This window comes from Enterococcus sp. DIV1726a, assembly GCF_051710985.1.
Lineage (GTDB): Bacteria > Bacillota > Bacilli > Lactobacillales > Enterococcaceae > Enterococcus_B > Enterococcus_B hirae.
Genome location: NZ_JBIOLS010000001.1, coordinates 2,214,672 through 2,232,500, shown reverse-complemented (window position 1 = coordinate 2,232,500; position 17,829 = coordinate 2,214,672). Strand labels below are relative to the sequence as shown.

14 protein-coding genes and 2 tRNA genes (1 of these 16 cut by a window edge) are annotated in these 17,829 nt (G+C 35.9%); 14 read left to right on the top strand and 2 right to left on the bottom strand.

Going from position 1 to position 17,829, the window contains the following annotated elements; all coding sequences use genetic code 11:
* A protein-coding gene (locus IGJ27_RS10115) for an iron-sulfur cluster biosynthesis family protein (protein WP_010718741.1) crosses the window boundary here: on the top strand, positions 1–235 show its 3' portion. It extends 116 nt beyond the left edge of the window; only the last 235 of its 351 coding nucleotides appear in the window; its start codon lies beyond the left edge, outside the window; its stop codon occupies positions 233–235.
* 459 nt (positions 236–694) lie between these two features.
* Here the strand turns inward: IGJ27_RS10115 and IGJ27_RS10110 are convergent.
* A tRNA-Thr gene (locus IGJ27_RS10110) sits at positions 695–767 on the bottom strand.
* Positions 768–974: 207 nt separating this feature from the next.
* Between IGJ27_RS10110 and IGJ27_RS10105 the strand changes: the two genes are divergently transcribed.
* The 4 genes from IGJ27_RS10105 to IGJ27_RS10090 all read left to right on the top strand — a co-directional run bounded on the left by IGJ27_RS10105 (position 975) and on the right by IGJ27_RS10090 (position 4,431).
* Positions 975–1,048, top strand: a tRNA-Asn gene (locus IGJ27_RS10105).
* Between the two features lie 185 nt (positions 1,049–1,233).
* On the top strand, positions 1,234–2,562 hold the full coding sequence (locus IGJ27_RS10100; RefSeq protein WP_010718740.1) for an aminopeptidase C: 1,329 nt from the start codon (positions 1,234–1,236) through the stop codon (positions 2,560–2,562).
* A gap of 282 nt (positions 2,563–2,844) precedes the next feature.
* Complete coding sequence (locus IGJ27_RS10095) at positions 2,845–3,678, top strand: fructosamine kinase family protein (RefSeq protein ID WP_178305747.1); 834 nt, start codon at positions 2,845–2,847, stop codon at positions 3,676–3,678.
* A 15-nt stretch (positions 3,679–3,693) separates the two neighbouring features.
* On the top strand, positions 3,694–4,431 hold the full coding sequence (locus tag IGJ27_RS10090) for an acyl-ACP thioesterase domain-containing protein (RefSeq protein WP_178305748.1): 738 nt from the start codon (positions 3,694–3,696) through the stop codon (positions 4,429–4,431).
* Positions 4,432–5,096: 665 nt separating this feature from the next.
* Here the strand turns inward: IGJ27_RS10090 and IGJ27_RS10085 are convergent.
* Positions 5,097–6,065: an asparaginase gene (locus tag IGJ27_RS10085; RefSeq protein ID WP_034698932.1), complete on the bottom strand. Its 969-nt coding sequence runs from the start codon at positions 6,063–6,065 to the stop codon at positions 5,097–5,099.
* Positions 6,066–6,220: 155 nt separating this feature from the next.
* Here IGJ27_RS10085 and IGJ27_RS10080 point away from each other — a divergent pair, with 155 nt between their 5' ends.
* From IGJ27_RS10080 to IGJ27_RS10040, 9 genes are all read left to right on the top strand, one after another.
* Complete coding sequence (locus tag IGJ27_RS10080) at positions 6,221–7,054, top strand: DUF72 domain-containing protein (protein ID WP_178305749.1); 834 nt, start codon at positions 6,221–6,223, stop codon at positions 7,052–7,054.
* A gap of 14 nt (positions 7,055–7,068) precedes the next feature.
* Complete coding sequence (locus tag IGJ27_RS10075) at positions 7,069–7,908, top strand: Cof-type HAD-IIB family hydrolase (protein ID WP_034698936.1); 840 nt, start codon at positions 7,069–7,071, stop codon at positions 7,906–7,908.
* A gap of 64 nt (positions 7,909–7,972) precedes the next feature.
* On the top strand, positions 7,973–8,503 hold the full coding sequence (locus IGJ27_RS10070; protein ID WP_034698938.1) for a haloacid dehalogenase: 531 nt from the start codon (positions 7,973–7,975) through the stop codon (positions 8,501–8,503).
* Between the two features lie 222 nt (positions 8,504–8,725).
* Entirely contained in the window at positions 8,726–10,447 is a 1,722-nt protein-coding gene (locus tag IGJ27_RS10065; RefSeq protein WP_010718733.1) for a septation ring formation regulator EzrA, read from the top strand.
* A gap of 155 nt (positions 10,448–10,602) precedes the next feature.
* On the top strand, positions 10,603–11,745 hold the full coding sequence (locus IGJ27_RS10060) for a cysteine desulfurase family protein (RefSeq protein WP_010738070.1): 1,143 nt from the start codon (positions 10,603–10,605) through the stop codon (positions 11,743–11,745).
* An 18-nt stretch (positions 11,746–11,763) separates the two neighbouring features.
* Entirely contained in the window at positions 11,764–12,975 is a 1,212-nt protein-coding gene (gene thiI / locus IGJ27_RS10055) for a tRNA uracil 4-sulfurtransferase ThiI (RefSeq protein ID WP_010718731.1), read from the top strand.
* Between the two features lie 226 nt (positions 12,976–13,201).
* Positions 13,202–13,849, top strand: coding sequence for a redox-sensing transcriptional repressor Rex (locus IGJ27_RS10050; protein WP_010718730.1), 648 nt, complete (start codon positions 13,202–13,204; stop codon positions 13,847–13,849).
* A 423-nt stretch (positions 13,850–14,272) separates the two neighbouring features.
* Positions 14,273–16,198, top strand: coding sequence for a hypothetical protein (locus tag IGJ27_RS10045; RefSeq protein WP_438791702.1), 1,926 nt, complete (start codon positions 14,273–14,275; stop codon positions 16,196–16,198).
* On the top strand, positions 16,191–17,687 hold the full coding sequence (locus tag IGJ27_RS10040) for a hypothetical protein (RefSeq protein ID WP_178305751.1): 1,497 nt from the start codon (positions 16,191–16,193) through the stop codon (positions 17,685–17,687). The genes IGJ27_RS10045 and IGJ27_RS10040 overlap by 8 nt, the downstream gene beginning before the upstream one ends.
* The last annotated feature ends 142 nt before the right edge of the window (positions 17,688–17,829 follow it).

Here is a 17,829-nt window from a genome sequence, read left to right as displayed (position 1 = left end):
GTGTTCGTTAGATACGAGCTTCCGTCTATTGTTATTAGCTAGCAAACAAGAGAAAACAGACTATCCAATGAAGATTGACAGTGATATGGGAGCCATTTATATCAAAGACTATTCAAAAATGTACATGGATGAAACGATGACGTTAACTTTAGACCCCCGTTTAAATAGTTTTAAACTTGAATCCCCTAGTGGAACTTTGGATAACCAAGTCCCTCTAGTTGATTTACGCCCTTAAAGACATGCAGTTGTGACAGCAGTGTTTAGCACTGAGAAATAAGCTGGAGAATCCAAAAATAGTTCTTCTTATTTTTTGGATTCTCCAGCTTATTTTCGATACTACTTGGAACATCGTAGATCAGAGGATGCGAAAAGAGCGTTTTGATCTGAGCGCTCACTAAGTAGAAACTGCGATGAGTAATTGCAGGGCCAATAAGGATGGGGATCTTGAAACAGCTTCTCATATTATGAAAAATTCAGGCTTATTGCAAGGAGTGGTTGATTGAACACTGTTTACTCGTTATTAGAGTAAACGTAAGATTTATATCTAAGGCACTGGTCCTTTACGTTTATTTACAACTAGCTATTCATTACAGCTTAGTTTTATTAGCTATAAAATCATATAGTATTTAAAAAAATGAAGATAAAAAAACAACGTAACCTTATTGTTAAAACAACAGGTTACGTTATCTAAGTAAGCCACTTGCCGGGCTTGAACCGGCGACCTCTTCCTTACCATGGAAGCGCTCTACCAACTGAGCTAAAGCGGCATGATTTCTTAATACAAGTAATAGAATAACGAAAATAATCAATTTTGTCAATATCTAAAACAAAAAAAATTGGGTTTCATAGGATGATCATTCTAAATTGTATAAATAACAAATTTTGGACAGTGATTTTTGTGAAAAAACAAAAAAATATGTAAAAAAAGTATTGCGTTATTTAAGATAAATTGATATTATATACATGTACTTGATTCCGGCATAGCTCAGTTGGTAGTAGCGCATGACTGTTAATCATGATGTCGTAGGTTCGAGTCCTACTGCCGGAGTACTTCAACCACAGCCTCTAAGCTGTGGTTTTTTTGTTATTCTCAAAAACTTTTGAGAATAACAAAAAAGGGTTGTCGTGAGGGGGATTCAGTCGATTTGTTGTAACGATTAAAAGTGAGTCGTTGTATTTCAAACCACTTAAGGGTAGAATTAAAGATATATTTTTGATTGGAAGGATGATTGGATGAAAGCTATTACACCTGAAATGACGAAAAAATTTGCAAAAGGTTTTGAAGAAAACAACAAGCAACAAGCTCTACAAAGAGCGGTAGTAAAAAATGGGATCACCGCTTCTGCTGAAAATGTGGCTGCCCATGTGTCTAATACACCGGTTTTTTCAATTGATTTATCAACGGGAAAGGTTTCAAATCAGAAACAATCTGGTCGTTGCTGGATGTTTGCAGCATTAAATACTTTCCGACATAAATTGCTCAATCAATTCCATTTGAAAGAATTTGAATTATCACAAAACTATACGTTTTTCTGGGACAAATATGAAAAAGCTAATTATTTTTATGAAAATATTATCGCAACAGGGAATGATGCCTTAGATAGCCGAAAAGTAGCCTTTTTATTAACAACCCCACAACAAGATGGCGGACAATGGGATATGATCGTTTCCCTCTTCCAGAAATATGGTGTAGTTCCTAAATCTGTTATGCCAGAAAGTGCAAATAGTTCAAATTCACGAGATTTAAATAATTACTTGAATAAATTGTTGCGTAAAGATGCGACGGTCTTACGTGAAATGATTGCCGGTGGTGAAACTGCTGAAGCGATTCAAGCAAAAAAAGAGGAAATGCTAGAAGGAATCTATCAATTTTTAGCCATCTCCTTAGGAACACCACCAAAAGAATTTGATTTTGAATACCGTGACGAAGAAAACAATTATCATATTGACCAACAGCTTACACCTCAACTCTTTTATGATAAATATATTGGTGTAAAACTAGATGATTACGTTAGCATCATCAATGCACCGACAAAAGACAAACCTTTTGATCGTTCTTACACTGTAGAAATGTTAGGTAATGTGGTTGGCGGGAAAGAAGTTCGTTACTTGAACGTAGATATGTCAACGTTTAAACAGTTGGCTATTGCCCAACTGGAACAAGGAGAGTCCGTTTGGTTTGGTTGTGATGTTGGACAATCTTCAACTAGAGATAGTGGGGTCATGGCACTGGATGTTTACGACATGGATGACTTATTCGATGTAGATTTTACGATGACTAAAGCACAACGTTTAGATTATGGTGAAAGCTTAATGACCCACGCGATGGTATTGACGGGAGTCGATCTTGTTGATGGGAAATCAACGAAATGGAAAGTCGAAAATAGCTGGGGAGAAAAAGTCGGCAATAAAGGATTTTTTGTAATGAGTGACGATTGGATGAACGAATACACGTATCAAATCGTTGTTCGCAAAGATTTGTTGTCGAAAGAGCAACTCCAAGCCTTCAATGAAGAACCAATCGTTTTAGCTCCTTGGGATCCAATGGGCGCATTGGCTTAAAAAACTGATTCTACTCAAAGTATGAAGAAAATAGACGAATTGGTGTCTCAGATTACTGAAAAAGAAAGTAAATGAGGGATTGAAAGAAAGACGAGGTTAGTCTTCGAAATTAGTAGGGTTGCTAATTTTGAAAGAAGCCTCTCTTTTTTTGTCTATAAATATGAGCAATGGACTTTTACTGTTGAACAAAGAGTTACTAGACTCATTTTCTTTGTTTTAGATTCTCTGTGATATAATGATAGCTAACAAATAGGTTGGAAAAGCATGTAAGGAGGAGTAGAGATGAATATTCAGTCGGTGTTAGCAGAAATCCAATTAGAAGGCAAAGTGATACCTATCACTGGTGGGGACGTTAATCAAACGTATCGAATTGAAGAGCAAAATAAATCATATTTCTTAAAGCTTCATCCTAATATTGGAAAGTCTTTTTTTGAAGCAGAAGTGGATGGGTTAAAAGAACTAGCTCCCTATGTTCGAGTACCTGAAACTTACATGCTGGGTGAACAAAAAGATGGTGCCTATCTTTTGATGGAATGGATCGAACCTGGTAAAGGAGATCAAAAAGATCTAGCCGTTTCTTTGGCGAAATTGCACAAGGTAACCGCTCCTCAATTTGGGTATCGAAAGGATAACTATTTAGGGACCGTTCCGCAATTCAATCATGTGGAAGAATATTGGTGGCTTTTCTTCTTCAAAAATCGTCTAGAAAGTCAAATTGCTTTGGCACAAAAAAACAACCATTGGAATCAAAACCGCCAAGAAACATTTATTTCTTTTAAGCAATACGTGTTAGAAAACTTTAGTGATAAAAAGATTGTCCCTAGCCTCTTGCATGGCGACTTGTGGAGTGGTAATGTGTTCTTTGATCAGCAAGGAGAACCAGTCTTCGTTGATCCAGCCGTTTCTTACGGTGATCGTGAGCAGGACATAGCTATGAGCCAGCTATTTGGTGGGTTTCGTCCAGAGTTTTTACAAAGTTATCAAATGGTCTATCCTTTGGAAAAAAATTGGGAAAAACGATTGCCGATTTACCAGTTATATTATTTGTTAGCCCATCTAAATATGTTTGGGGAAAGTTATGGTTCACAAGTGGATCAATTATTAGCGAAAAGATAAGAGGAGGGTGTTTTTTTGGCAAAGAGATATACAAAAAAACATGAAGTTTCATATTATGAATGTGACATTAATCAGACCATGACATTTCCATCAATGTTAGGAATCGTGATCAAGACATCGGAAGATCAAAGTGATGCGCTTGATCGTGGCAGTAAATTTGTCAATAGTTTTGGACTGACTTGGGTCATTACCAATTATTCAATGACAATCACTCGTTTGCCAAAAGTAGGAGAGACGATTTCTATAACAACACAAGCCATGGAGTACAATAAATTCTTTTGTTATCGTAATTTTTGGATTCATGATGAAGAAGGTACAGAACTGATAAAAATAGAATCAGTTTTTGTATTAATGGATTTTGTGAATCGGAAAATGAGTAGTGTCAATGAAGAAATTATTGCACCGTTTGAAAGCGAAAAAATCAAAAAAATCAAACGGCAAGAAAAAATAGAAAAGATCGAATCGGGCACGATGTTACCTTATCGCGTGCGTTTCTATGATATCGATAGTAACCAACATGTGAACAATGCCATGTATTTCAACTGGATTATTGATGTCTTAGGCTATGATTTCTTGACGACACATGTACCAGAAAAAGTTTTGATCCGTTTTGACAAAGAAGTGGAATATGGAAATGAAATTGAAAGTCATTATGAACAAGTAGAGATGGAACATGGTGTGAAAACAAGACATGAAATCAGAATGCAAGAACAACTCTATTGTGAAGCAAATATCACTTGGAAAAATAAATAAACTGCTAATAGCAAACGATGTTCCAATCGGAAAGAGGTTGTCGCAGAAGTGTCTAGCTCTGGGAAATAAGCAGGAACAACAAGGGAAAAAAGGGACTGAGACAAAAGTTGTCTCAGTCTCTTCTAGTATCTCTAAAAACGGATAAACGGTGTTCAAAGAGCTGACCTTCGGCGATAAGTCAAAAAATCTCAAAACATGGGAAGCTGTTTCGAGATTTCCATCCTTAACGCTCAGGTCAAAACACTCTTTTCACGACCTCTTGTTCACGGTGAGACAAAAGTAGCATCTTCGGAAATAAGCCGAAATTTACCAAAAATTTGAGAAGCACCAAGTAGGTAACAATCAACATCAAAAACGAGTTTTTGTGTTTCTTGTCAATTTTCGGAAATTCCTTCTTATTTCTTGATGCTGAACACTTTTGTCTCAACCTCTTTTTTGATTGATTGCCGAAGTGCTGAATAATAAAGAATTCTTTAGGTGTTCATACTTTTGGACATTCTAACATGGAAATAAGACTTTTGGATATCCAGTAATAGGCAAGGATCGATAACCTTCCATGATTGAAAAAAGAATGCGCAAAATTGGTTCAATTGCTAAACGAACACTGGATTTTTTTAGAACGGAATTTTAATGTCAGGAATTTTCGTATGTGATTTAGCTATAACTTATTGAGTAATAAACGAAATCAATGATTGATCTTTTAACCCGTGATTCAAGGCAATTAGTAGTTTGATGCGAGCTTTTTGGCTATTGATGCTATTACAAAAAATAATCCCCATGTTTGCTAGTTCTTTTCCGCCACCCTCGTAGTCATAAACAGGTTCTGCTATCCCATTAAAACACCGGGAAACTAAGACCACTGGGATTTTTTGTACTAATAATTTTTTCAAAGCTGTTACAGCTTGTGGTGGTAAATTGCCAGCTCCTAAAGCTTCGATCACTAGGCCATCTACTTTGGTATGGGCGATAGCTTCTAATAGATCACCTTGCATCCCCGCATAAGCCTTAACGATTGGGATCGTACCATTGACTGAAGTGATATCTAAGCGTGTAGTTTCTAGTAATTCTTGCATAAATAAGATCCGATGTTTTGTTACTAGACCAATTGGACCTAATGTGGGTGTACGAAAAGTGGCAACATTTGTCGTGTGGGTTTTGGTCACGTAACGCGCGGAGTGGATCTCATCGTTCATTACGACCAATACACCTTTTCCATTGGCTTCCTTACAACTAGCGACTCGAATAGCACTCTCGAAATTGTACAGCCCATCGCTCCCTAATTCGTTGCTGGATCGCATAGCGCCAGTTAGTACGATCGGCAGTTTATCTCCAATCGTCGTGTCTAAGAAAAAGGCGGTTTCTTCTAACGTATCTGTTCCATGAGTGATTACAACACCGTCAAACCCCAAATGATAGGCTTCATTAATCCGTTTTTTTAAAATTAACATATGTTTAGGCATGATATGAGGTGAAGGAAGATTAAAGATATCTTCTATTACTAAATCAACATCTTCTGGAATTTCAATTTCAGCATCTAGCAAAGGATTCACAACATCAGGACTCACTCCACCAGTTAAAAGATTTTCTCTCATGGCAATCGTTCCGCCAGTGTGTAAAATTAGAATTTTTTTCATTTTTTTTCGGACTTCCTTACATATAATTTTGCATAGGCTTTAACGCTTATTGTATACTATATGAAAGAGTTTTGCTATCCGCGGCATTGAGCAATGAGTAGTAAATCTCACTATACATAGTTGATTTTTGGATGGAAAAGCAAAGGTGGCTTGAAATGATACGAATCGGATTAACCTCATTTAAAGAACATGATAAATTGACTGGAAAAAAGAATAACACACTTTATGAGTATGCTAGATATTTGCCATTAGTGGAGCTTGATACAGCTTACTATGGAATCCCAAGACGAACTTCGGTAGAAAAATGGGTACAAGAGGTTCCAAATGATTTTCGTTTTGTTGTTAAGGCGTATCAAGGGATTAGTGGTCAAGGAGACTGGGAAAAATATTATCAAACAGAAGAAGAAATGATTGCTAAATTTCTGGAAGTAATGAAACCAATGAGTGATGCGAACAAGCTTTTTTGTTTTTTAGTCCAATTTCCAGCTTCCTTTAAATGCACCAAGGAAAGTGTACAATACCTACGTAAGCTTCGAAAATGGTTTGCTGGCTATCCGGTAGCAATCGAACTTCGGGACTTTTCGTGGTACAGTGAGGAATTCATTGAGCGCACGAGAAGCTTCATGACTCGAGCAGAATTTTCTTTGGCAGTAATTGATGAACCACAGTTGTTAAACACAACAGTTCCTTTTGACCCATTCATCACGAATCCAGACTTTGCTCTTTTCAGGTTTCACGGAAGAAATGCTCAAGGTTGGCAGGCCAATGATAAAGATTGGCGTAAAAAAAGAACTCTTTATCGCTATTCTGAGCAAGAACTGAGAGAACTAGCAACTGCTATTGACTCTGTTAGCACAAAAACGAAAGAAATCGGAATTATCTTTAACAACAATTCTGGTGGAGATGCTGCAGAAAATGCGTTAGCTTTACAAAAAATATTAAAAATAAAACCGGAAGGCTTAAACCCACAACAAATGGATTTATTTTAGAGAGGGAGCGTTGAATGATCAAAGCAATTTTTTTTGATATTGATGGCACATTAGTCAACGACCGTTCAAAAGCACTTGCTTCGACTAAACGTGCGATTAGCTATGCTAGAAAAAATGGGATATTGTGTGGTGTAGCAACTGGGCGGAGTCCAGTTAAAATCAAAGAAGTGATTGATGAATTGGAATTAGATATGTATGTTGTCTATAATGGACAATTGGTATTTACTGCCGAACGAACGATTGTAGATCAACCATTTGATCAAGTCGTTTTAAGTAAGATCGTGGAATATGCTGATAAGAACCATCGCCAGATCATTTTTGGTGGAAGAGATCAACTAGCTGGTTCGACCACGATGCTGTTAGGACAGTCGATTTTAATCAAACGTTTAGTTAGTTTATTACCAAAAAAATTTCCCGTTCGATTGATGAAAAAAGGACTGCAAATTTTTAGCCCACATCGACAGAAAAAGCGATATGAGGCACTGGAGATTCTTGATGAGCCAATTTACCAATGTATATTATTGAGTCAGGAATCAGAACAAGAAAAATTAGAAGAGCGGTTTCCGGAGTGCAGCTTTCAACGGTCCAATGCGTATACCGTTGATATCATTCCAAAAGGTGGCTCAAAGCTTTCAGGAATTGCAGCCTTTGCCAAAGACATGGGGATCGAAATGACCGAGATCATGGCATTTGGTGATCATTATAACGACATTGAGATGCTGGAAGGTGTCGGAATCGGGGTTGCTATGGGGAATGCTCAAAAAGAAGTTAAGCAAGCTGCTGATTATGTGACGGATACCAATGAAAAAGACGGAATTTATCAAGGACTGAAGCATTATGGTTTGATTTACTAAAACAGTTGATAGACTAGACTTCAGTTAAAATGTTAAGAGAAGTAAGAAAAGAAGGTAGAAAAAGATGTCTGAGAAAACACCCTTTCAACAAGTAGAAGAGTTTCATAAAATTTTTGACCCTCGTTCACCTGATGTACCGACTGCATTTTCGAAACAAGCAGCCATTTATCGTGCAGAATTTAAAATCGAAGAATTAGTCGAATTGATTGCGGCCAATTGTCAGGGAGATCAGGAACAATTACACGAAGGAGTAACAGCTCTTCACGAAGCATTAGAGAAAGCAGAACAAAAAATGTTGACTAAAAAAGAATGGGGACAAGCACCTTTGATCGAGCAAGTCGATGCTTTAACCGATCTTTTATATTTTACTTATGGTTCTTTTTCATTATTGGGTGTTGATCCTACGAAGATATTTGAGATCGTTCACCAAGCAAACATGGGGAAATTATTCCCAGATGGTAAACCACATTATCATCCGGTCACGAATAAGGTATTAAAACCTGATAACTGGGAAGAGCAGTGTGCCCCTGAACCTAAGATCGCCAAAGAAATTCAACGGCAAATCGCCCAAGCGACTCGAAAGAAACAGTCTTGAATGGACGAAACAAACCAAAATAAACCGGCGTTTCATACTGGTTATGCTATTTTCTAGGTAGGAATAAAAGATTTTCGATGAAGTTAGTGAATGCTTAAAAATTGTGTGTTATAATTTACAATAGATGTCTTTTGCACGGAAGACGTATTTATTGTTTTATGCACACAAATTATTTAACTAAGCATAAAAAATAGATGCATATTGAAAACGGAGGTACCTTAAATGGGAAATAATGTTATCATCGGAATCGTCATAGCAATCATTATAGTCGCCCTAGTCGTCTTTTTGGTTAGTTACTATATGAAGAAAAAAAACCAAGATCGATTGGACGCCTTGGAAAAGCGCAAGGAAGAATTATTCGACTTGCCTGTGATTGAAGAAGTCGATGATGTTAAAAAAATGCATCTGGTGGGGCAAAGCCAAAATACCTTTCGTGAATGGAGTCAAAAATGGAATGACATATCCACTTCCTCGTTTGCTGAGTTAGAAAGTCAAATTTTTGAAGTAGAAAATCTTAATGAGAGTTTCCGATTTTTAAAAGGTAAAAAAGCTGTGATCGAAGCAGAAAAAACCATGGACCAAATGGAAAAGAAAGTTTCTGAGATTCGTGATGGACTAAAAGAGTTACGTGAAACAGAAGAACGTAATTCACTAGCGGTTCAGCAAGCTTTGGATGTCTATGAAGAACTGAAAGAAACAATCAGAGAAGATGAGCAAGAATACGGTCCTGCGTTTCCTGAATTACAAAAGCAAGTCAAGATGATCGAAAATGAATTCACGCAATTTGTTGCATTGAATACTTCAGGTGATCCTGTTGAAGCTCGAGAAGTTTTGGATAAAGCAGAAAAACATACGTATGAAGTTGAAGCTTTGATGAAAAAAGTTCCGCCGCTATTTGAAGATTTGAACACTACTTTCCCAGAACAACTGGAAGAAATCCAGCAAACTTATGAAAAATTGATGCAGGAACAATATGTTTTCCCAGAAGAAGATCTTGTTGGTGAGATTGAAAAAGTAAGCCATCGTATTGAAAGTTCATTAGCAAATCTTGAAAAAACAGAAGTTGAAACGGTTGAATTCGAGAATCGTGAAACTGCTAGTATGATTGATTCGCTCTACGACATTCTAGAGCGGGAAATGGAAGCCCAAAATTATGTCACAACCAATCAAGCAACCATTGAACAATACATCAAACATGCCACAAAAAACAATCGTCAATTATTGATTGAGTTAGATCATACTGCTCAAAGTTATGCGTTGAATCATAATGAAATTGGTCGAGTACGCGGATTCCAAACAGAAGTGGAAGAAATCGAACGTCAAAACGAACAGATGAAACCACAAATCCAGCAACACTTGCTACCATATTCTGAAGTACGGACTTTCTATAAAAAAGTATTCAAAGTTTTAGAAGATATCGAAAACCAACAAGTTGAAATCGATGACTCACTACACGAGTTAAGAAAAGGTGAAAAAGAAGCGCAAGAAAAAATCGATACGTTCGAATTTAAATTGCGTAATTTAAAACGTTTTGTGGAACAACAACGTTTGCCTGGTCTACCAAATGATTATTTAGAATTTTTCTTTGTGGCAACTGATCGGATTGAAGAGCTAAGTATCGTGCTAAATAAAATCAGAGTCAATATGGAAGAAGTCAATCGCTTAGTTACGTTATGTGAAGAAGATTTAGACTTACTTGATAAGAAAACGCATGATTTAGTGGATGCTGCAGCACTGACAGAACAAATGCTACAGTATGCAAATCGTTATCGCCACACACATGAAGAAATCAGAGAAGCAATTGATAAAAGTTATTACTTATTCAATAAGGAACATCATTATCAAGAAGCTCTGGATGAGATCGGTACAGCACTCGAACGTGTTGAACCTGGTGCTTTCAAGCGAATTGAAGATTTTTATTTTAAGAATCCTGATTTAGTTTAATAAAACTAACTAAAAAGGCAACACTGGTCAATCCACCAAGTGTTGTCTTTTTGCGTGTTCAATTACACGAAACTTTCTGAAAAAACAACCTCCTCTTGAAAGCAATTGGGACAACCGTTATAATAGTAAAGAATTTCAAAAAAGAGGGGTTTCTTATGATATATTTTGATAATAGTGCGACAACCCCAATCTTTCCGCAAAGTTTAGATGCCTATATAAAGACAAGTCAGCGGATTATTGGGAATCCGTCAAGTTTGCATGATTTAGGCAATCAAGCAAACCGTTTGTTACAACAAGCTAGAAAACAAATTGCTGAGCTGATAACTGTTACTCCAGATGAAATTTATTTTACTTCTGGTGGGACAGAAGGCGATAATTGGGTACTTAAAGGGACGATGATTGAAAAACGTGAATATGGAAACCACATGATCATCTCTGGGATAGAACATCCTGCTGTAAGTGAAACAGCTGAACAACTTAAATCTCTAGGGGTAGAAGTTAGTATAGCGCCAGTAAATAATCAAGGATTTGTCATTGTTGATGAATTGAAGAAACTAATTCGTAAAGACACGGTATTGGTTTCAATCATGGCAGTCAATAACGAAATTGGATCAATCCAACCAATTTTAGAAATCAGTGAGTTGCTAAAAGAATACCCTAAAATCCATTTTCATGTGGATGCTGTGCAAGCAATCGGAAAAGTTTCTTTATCTGAATGGCTGACCGAAAGAGTTGATTTTGCGACGTTTTCAGCTCATAAATTTCATGGACCACGGGGGATAGGTTTTATTTATTGGAAGAAGGGACGACGTTTAGCACCGCTTCTTAATGGTGGTGGCCAAGAAAAAAATCAACGAAGTGGAACAGAAAATGTTCCTGCGATTGTCGCAATGGCGAAAGCCTTACGAATTGCACTGGATCGAAAACTTCAAAAGCCAGATCACACCAAACATTTAAAAGAGGCATTGATCAACGCTTTGAAAGCCTATGAAAAAGTGACTATTTTTTCAGAGGGAGAAGATTATGCACCACATATCTTATGTTTTTCACTCAAAGGGATTCGAGGAGAAGTCCTTGTTCATGCGTTAGAAGAAAAACAAATATTTATTTCTACAACTAGTGCTTGTTCTTCTCGTAAACACCTTGCAAGTAGCACGTTGCATGCCATGCATGTGCCTGATGATTTAGCTACGTCAGCTGTTCGCATTAGTTTAGATGAAAGTAATTCTATGGCAGAAGTAGAACAATTTATGATCATTTTTAAACAATTATATAAGAAATTTTCAACCATCAATTAATCAATAAGGAGTGTTTTTGTGAAATATAGTGAAATCATGGTCCGCTATGGTGAACTGTCAACAAAAGGAAAAAACCGTAAAAGTTTTATTATGCAACTTGCTCAAAATGTTCGTCAAGCATTGAGTGATTTTCCCGAAATCAAGATCCATGCTGATCGTGACCGGATGCACCTACTGTTAAATGGTGCTGATAGTGCATTAGTTATACCTAAATTGGCTAAAATTTTCGGTATCCAAAATTTCTCACCAAGTATTCGAATCGAAAAAGATGTTCAAAAGTTAAAAGATGCAGTTCAAGCTATCATGAAAGAAGTCTATACAGGAAAAGAAACCTTTAAAATTATTGCGAAACGTAGTGACCACGACTTTGAATTAACAAGTAATGAATTAAATCAAACGTTAGGAAATGCGGTGGTAGATATCTTCCCTGATATAGAAGCACAAATGCGTAAACCAGATATTCCACTACGGGTAGAAATCCGTCGAGATGCTGCTTACCTATCCTATGAAACGATTAAAGGAGCAGGCGGGTTGCCAGTGGGAACGAGTGGTAAAGGCATGTTGATGTTGTCTGGTGGAATCGATTCACCTGTGGCTGGTTATTTTGCCATGAAGCGCGGTGTTGAAATTGAAGCGGTCCACTTTGCTAGTCCACCTTACACGAGTGAGCAGGCATTACAAAAAGCAAAAGATTTAACAGCAAAATTGACTCCTTATGTCGGTAAAATCGAGTTTATCGAGGTACCGTTTACTGAGATCCAAGAAGAAATCAAGAAAAACATTCCGCAAGGGTACTGGATGACGATTACTCGACGGATGATGCTGCGATTAACGGATGAGATCCGCCGATTACGCCATGGGTTGATTATCCTTAATGGGGAGTCTTTAGGACAAGTAGCTTCGCAGACCTTACAAAGCATGGTTGCTATCAATGAAGTAACGAATACGCCTATCATTCGTCCAGTTGCTACGATGGATAAATTAGAAATCATTGAAGTAGCTGAACAAATCGATACCTTTGAGCTTTCAGTCCAACCATTTGAAGATTGCTGTACGATTTTTGCCCCACCTCAACCAAAGACCCGACCACGACTTGATAAAGTTCATCAATACGAAGAACGTTTACCAATCGAAGAAATGATCGAACGAGCTCTTTCTGGTTTAAAAATGGAAACGATCCATACAGCTACCGAAGCTGAACAAGTAGAAGAATTTGCTGATTTGTTATAAGAGTCTTGAAATTATCGTGGAGCTTTGACAAGAATAAGAAAGTAGATTGAACCGTTTTTTTATGTTTAATAAAACATACTTTAAAAACATTACTTTTTATTTGTTCTTACACTTATTTAAGAGTCTGGGATCAATCCCAGACTCTTTTTTATGTTCCCTACTGTTGCTCTAAGAGAGGATAAATGATAAACTGACTATGTGAAGAAATTAACAAAGGAGTTTGAAGATGGGAGAAAAAATAGCGGTTTTACCAAAAGCAACAGCTAAAAGACTACCTTTATATTTACGTTATTTAAAAATGCTCAATGATTCAGGTGTGAAGCGGATTAAATCAAATGAATTTAGTCAAATCACCCAAGTACCTTCTGCGTCGATCCGTAGAGATTTTTCATATTTAGGGGAGTTGGGGCGCAGTGGCTATGGTTATGAAGTGCCTTATCTGATCGAAGTCTTTGATCGAATCTTAAAGACGGAAGAGGAAAAACGAATTGCCTTAGTTGGGTATGGAAATCTAGGGAAAGCTTTAAAGCACAATAATTTTAGAAGAAATGAAAATTTGAATATCGTCTGTGTATTTGACAATGACCCTAAAATCGTCAATCAAGAAATCGATGGTCAATTCATTTATCCAATCGAACAGTTTGGCGAAATCGTCAAAAAAGAAAAAGTAACAGTTGCGATTTCAACGGTTCCAAGTAAACACTCCCAGTCAGCAATCGATGAAATTGTGAAAGGTGGCGTATCAGCGATCTTAAACTTTGCTCCTGACCGAGTGATCGTACCCAAACATGTGAATATTCAATACATTGATTTGACGACAGAATTGCAAACGCTTATATTTTTTAACGAAAAATATTCAGAAGTTTTTTTATGACAATCCATAGTTTTAGCGCTTAGAGCCAATGTTTCTAAGCGTTTTTTTATAACGCATGTTTATATCTATTTTTGTTTGTTTACAATCATAATACTGATATAATAGCTTTCAGTTCATTGTATCATCGTGTGCAGGGATTATAAAATAACTGGTTTTTTTGAAAGAAGAAACCTTTTTTTAGGAGTGAATGACAGTAATAAAGATGAATGCAATGGATAGAATCACTGTTGTAAGAAAAAAGTTAATCTGAAGGAGGCGGTTATGAAACAAGTTGGAGTAAAAAATACTAATGAAGTTTAAGATTTGATTGAATGTACATAAAAGGAACAATCCTTAATTCTTATGATTCAGGCTAGATATGAATGTCTAGCAAAACAGACAAGCCACGGATGCTATAACAAAAAAATGTAAAGGATGGTAAAAATGAATCAAGAGAAGGTAAAAAATACAATTCTTATGGAAATGGAACGGTTTTCGGACAAAACAAGTGAAGGATACCACCAAATGAAAGCAGTGCTGAATAAATTTCCTTACAAAATAACTGCAGATTATCAGCAATTACTGGATACATTAAGGGGGGGGACGGCAATTAACAGATTTGAAACTCTTGATGAGCTGATAATGATGCTGAAACAAGAGAGAGTAATAACGAGAGAGATCGTGGAATCTTGTCTCTATTTTCAACAAAATTCTGATAATGTAATAAATCAGATTCATCTTTTTGATCTTCTAATGGTTCCAACTATAAATCTGAACAAACAGCTAAATTTATTAAAAAATTTAACAATAGATAGAAGTAAAAATTGTTCTCGTAATTTTTTGGATGATCATGAAAAAATAGATTTATTGAATCGTGAAACAAATCAACAAATAAAATCGACATGTATAGAATTACAATATGGCATGAACTCAGCTAAAGTCAAAGAGGATATTTTAGCTCGTACATTTGAAATATTAAACGAGGGCAGTGTAAACTATCAACAATTAGTCAATATGGAGCCAGCTTACGAAGAAGGATGTAGAGAAATCGTAATTGATGGATTTTTTGGAATGATGCCTGACCCTGCTGATAAGTATAAATGGTTTTTTGATTTTTTGAGAGAAGATAAAATAATTTCTATGCTTCTTCAAAGAAAGGATTTATCAGAAGCTGAAAAAAAAACATATATTTCTATAGCTACCAAGCATATTGATTCGCCACATATTGGTAAAAAAATATCGTATTTTGAAAGAACAAAGATAAAAGAAATTGACATAATTACAGAAAAAAGACTTCTTGAGCAAGAGCTCGTTTATTTGATTGCTAAAGAAGTAACCCCAGAGTTGGCGGTAAAGTATGATGAAATATTAAGAGGAAAAGAACAAGGAACTGTTGAGTTGATGACACAAATTCATGTTGAGGCTCAGTCCACATTAGTAAAAGAGTCTGTTAGGCAACATGTCAATACTTCCTTCAAAGAAACGGACCGTTTAGAATTTTATAAAAAAAGTATCATCGAAAAACTAAAAAAAGAAAATCGATCAGATTTAGGGGATCAATTAGAAAATTTATTGAATAGTGGGGCAAAAATAGACCGATTTGATAGATTCTATAGATTATTGAATTCCCCAGAGTCAAAAAAACAGTTATCTTATTTAGGGCGACTTGTTTTTGGTGAAAATCAATGGCACAAATTTGAAACAGTTCAGGCATTTAAAGAAGAATTAAAGGAGACAGAAGCAAAAAAAAATAGTTCCTTATTGGAAATGATGAAAAAAGATCTGAGTGAAATCGAAAATCAGCGACTCATGAATGGACTTCGATCAATCGATAATAAACTGGCGAACAATGACTATCTCAAGCAATTAAAACCCGAGCAGATCGCAACGATTATGCTTCAGTTAAAAGTTAATTACCCAAACTGGACGGAAAAAAACTTTGAACAAGTCAATAATCAATTAAGCACTTATTTAAATGAAGAGGATAAGATTCAAACAAACAAAATTTTGAATGAAAAAGAACTGATCCTAAAAATATCCGCAATAAGCATGGAAATGGGAGAAAAAGTACAAACTATAATACATCCTCCTACTGATAAAATAAAAGATCTTGATATAATGGGTGAAGTTAGAAAAGATTTAGAAAAACAAAAAGTAGATTACCTTTTTCCTAAAATACTGGAAACGATTAATCATACACTAAGTGAAGAAGGAATCGATTGTTCGAATCGTTCGGATAGAGAAAAAGCATTAAATCTATTACAATATTATCAGACAAAAAAAGAACTACTTCCAAAAATCGAAGAAGCACTCCAGCAAAAAAAAGGTGGGAGAGACTATATCAACAGTCATTTATTCTGTAATGAGTAGAGAATGGGGAAATTCAAGTGATGTAACTGATTTTAAAAAAAGGTTTGGGGATGACGGAGAAGGATTATTAAAGGAAATCAAGGACTCCTCAAAAGCCGAGGGCTTTCTCCAACCAATAAAAAAAGAACTTTCCTCGAGTAATATCGATTTTACTGAATCGGATGTCATCAATTGGACGAAAAAATGTTTATCGATGGATGAAGAAAAGCGAAAAAGAAAAACGCAAGTTGTCATAAATAAGATTGAGAATATTTTATTGAAGGAAACAGATAAAGAAAAAGCCAGATCTAGCAGTGTGAATAAATGGTTTCTCATAGATTTAAATAATAAAAAAGAAGAAATAAAACAAGCAATGAAATATAGTGTGATTGAGGTGTGCAAATATAGAAATACTCAACTCAGTATAGAAGAACAATTTTCAAATATCCTTTATCAAGAAAAAGGCATACAACATTTTATACATACATATCCTAAATTAAAAAGTATCATTGACGAGTGTACCAAACAGATTTCCTTAGCTTCTGTTAACCTTAAAAAATTGGGTTGTAACGATGTTAAGAGAAACAATAATACAAGTTTTAATAACATTCATAAGTTAATGTTGCCATTCGACAAAGAGTGGTGGGCAAAGGAAGCGGATCAATTGAAACAGCTTATAACGACACAGGTAAGTAATAAAAATCCATTGGTGTCTGATGTGAATCAACAAGTTGTAGAATTATATGATGCAGATAACGATTGTTGTACACGGATTGTTTGGTCTTTTTTAGTAATTTCATCGGGAGAACAGAAAAAATCAAATTATAGAGCCATAGCAGAAAATCTTTATTACGAACCAGACCATTATCAAACTCGACAAAAGGTAAAATGTCTAATTGCTAGTTGCGAGAATTTATACTTACATATGCAAGAAACAGAGCAATCAAAAGAAATAAGCGTATTTGTTCAACCAACTCCAATGCCTCAGGGAACAAGTAATCAGTCTCTAATAAGTAATTCAGTAAAGGAACCAGAGAGAAAAAAGGAGCAACCTAAAGAAAAGTCTGAAGGTATTGAACCAACATTAACACCTCTCGGAATCAGTAATCACTCTCTAACAGATAAACAAACCAAAACACCCCTTGTAATAAAAAATCAAACATTCAAGGAGCAAATGAATCAGTCTACAAATGTGGCTGATAGTCTAAATCAAGAGAAGTCCGCTGGTATTCAACCAACACCAATTCCCAAGGAAATCAGGGATCTCTCTCTATCAAATAAATCACCTCAAACGACTTATAGTCTCTCTCTGACAAGTGAATCAACCCAAACGGCTAATAGTCTCTCTTTGACAAGTAATAAATCAACTCAAACGCTCAATAGTCACCCTGTAATAAAAATTCAAACACTAGAGGAGCGAATGAATCAGTCTACAAATAAGGCTAATAATCTAAATGAGATGAAGGAAGCAGGAAAAAATCAGTCTTCTGTAAGAGAGTTAAAAAATTAATTTGAACAGTCACGTTCTAAATAAGCAAACATTGTCACTACTGCTTATTGTTTAGTCAATTATTTATAATAGGCGAATCATAAGCCTGAAGAGGTACTATTTAGGGAAATACGATTCTTACCGTCTTTTATTGACTTTAAAA

Bases quoted from the DNA above. Each gene is read 5' to 3' on its own strand.
- IGJ27_RS10100 (WP_010718740.1), top strand. From the start codon at position 1,234: ATGAAAGCTATTACACCTGAAATGACGAAAAAATTTGCAAAAGGTTTT.
- IGJ27_RS10095 (WP_178305747.1), top strand. From the start codon at position 2,845: ATGAATATTCAGTCGGTGTTAGCAGAAATCCAATTAGAAGGCAAAGTG.
- IGJ27_RS10085 (WP_034698932.1), bottom strand. From the start codon at position 6,065: ATGAAAAAAATTCTAATTTTACACACTGGCGGAACGATTGCCATGAGA.
- IGJ27_RS10080 (WP_178305749.1), top strand. From the start codon at position 6,221: ATGATACGAATCGGATTAACCTCATTTAAAGAACATGATAAATTGACT.
- IGJ27_RS10075 (WP_034698936.1), top strand. From the start codon at position 7,069: ATGATCAAAGCAATTTTTTTTGATATTGATGGCACATTAGTCAACGAC.
- IGJ27_RS10070 (WP_034698938.1), top strand. From the start codon at position 7,973: ATGTCTGAGAAAACACCCTTTCAACAAGTAGAAGAGTTTCATAAAATT.
- IGJ27_RS10065 (WP_010718733.1), top strand. From the start codon at position 8,726: ATGGGAAATAATGTTATCATCGGAATCGTCATAGCAATCATTATAGTC.
- IGJ27_RS10060 (WP_010738070.1), top strand. From the start codon at position 10,603: ATGATATATTTTGATAATAGTGCGACAACCCCAATCTTTCCGCAAAGT.
- IGJ27_RS10050 (WP_010718730.1), top strand. From the start codon at position 13,202: ATGGGAGAAAAAATAGCGGTTTTACCAAAAGCAACAGCTAAAAGACTA.
- IGJ27_RS10045 (WP_438791702.1), top strand. From the start codon at position 14,273: ATGAATCAAGAGAAGGTAAAAAATACAATTCTTATGGAAATGGAACGG.
- IGJ27_RS10040 (WP_178305751.1), top strand. From the start codon at position 16,191: ATGAGTAGAGAATGGGGAAATTCAAGTGATGTAACTGATTTTAAAAAA.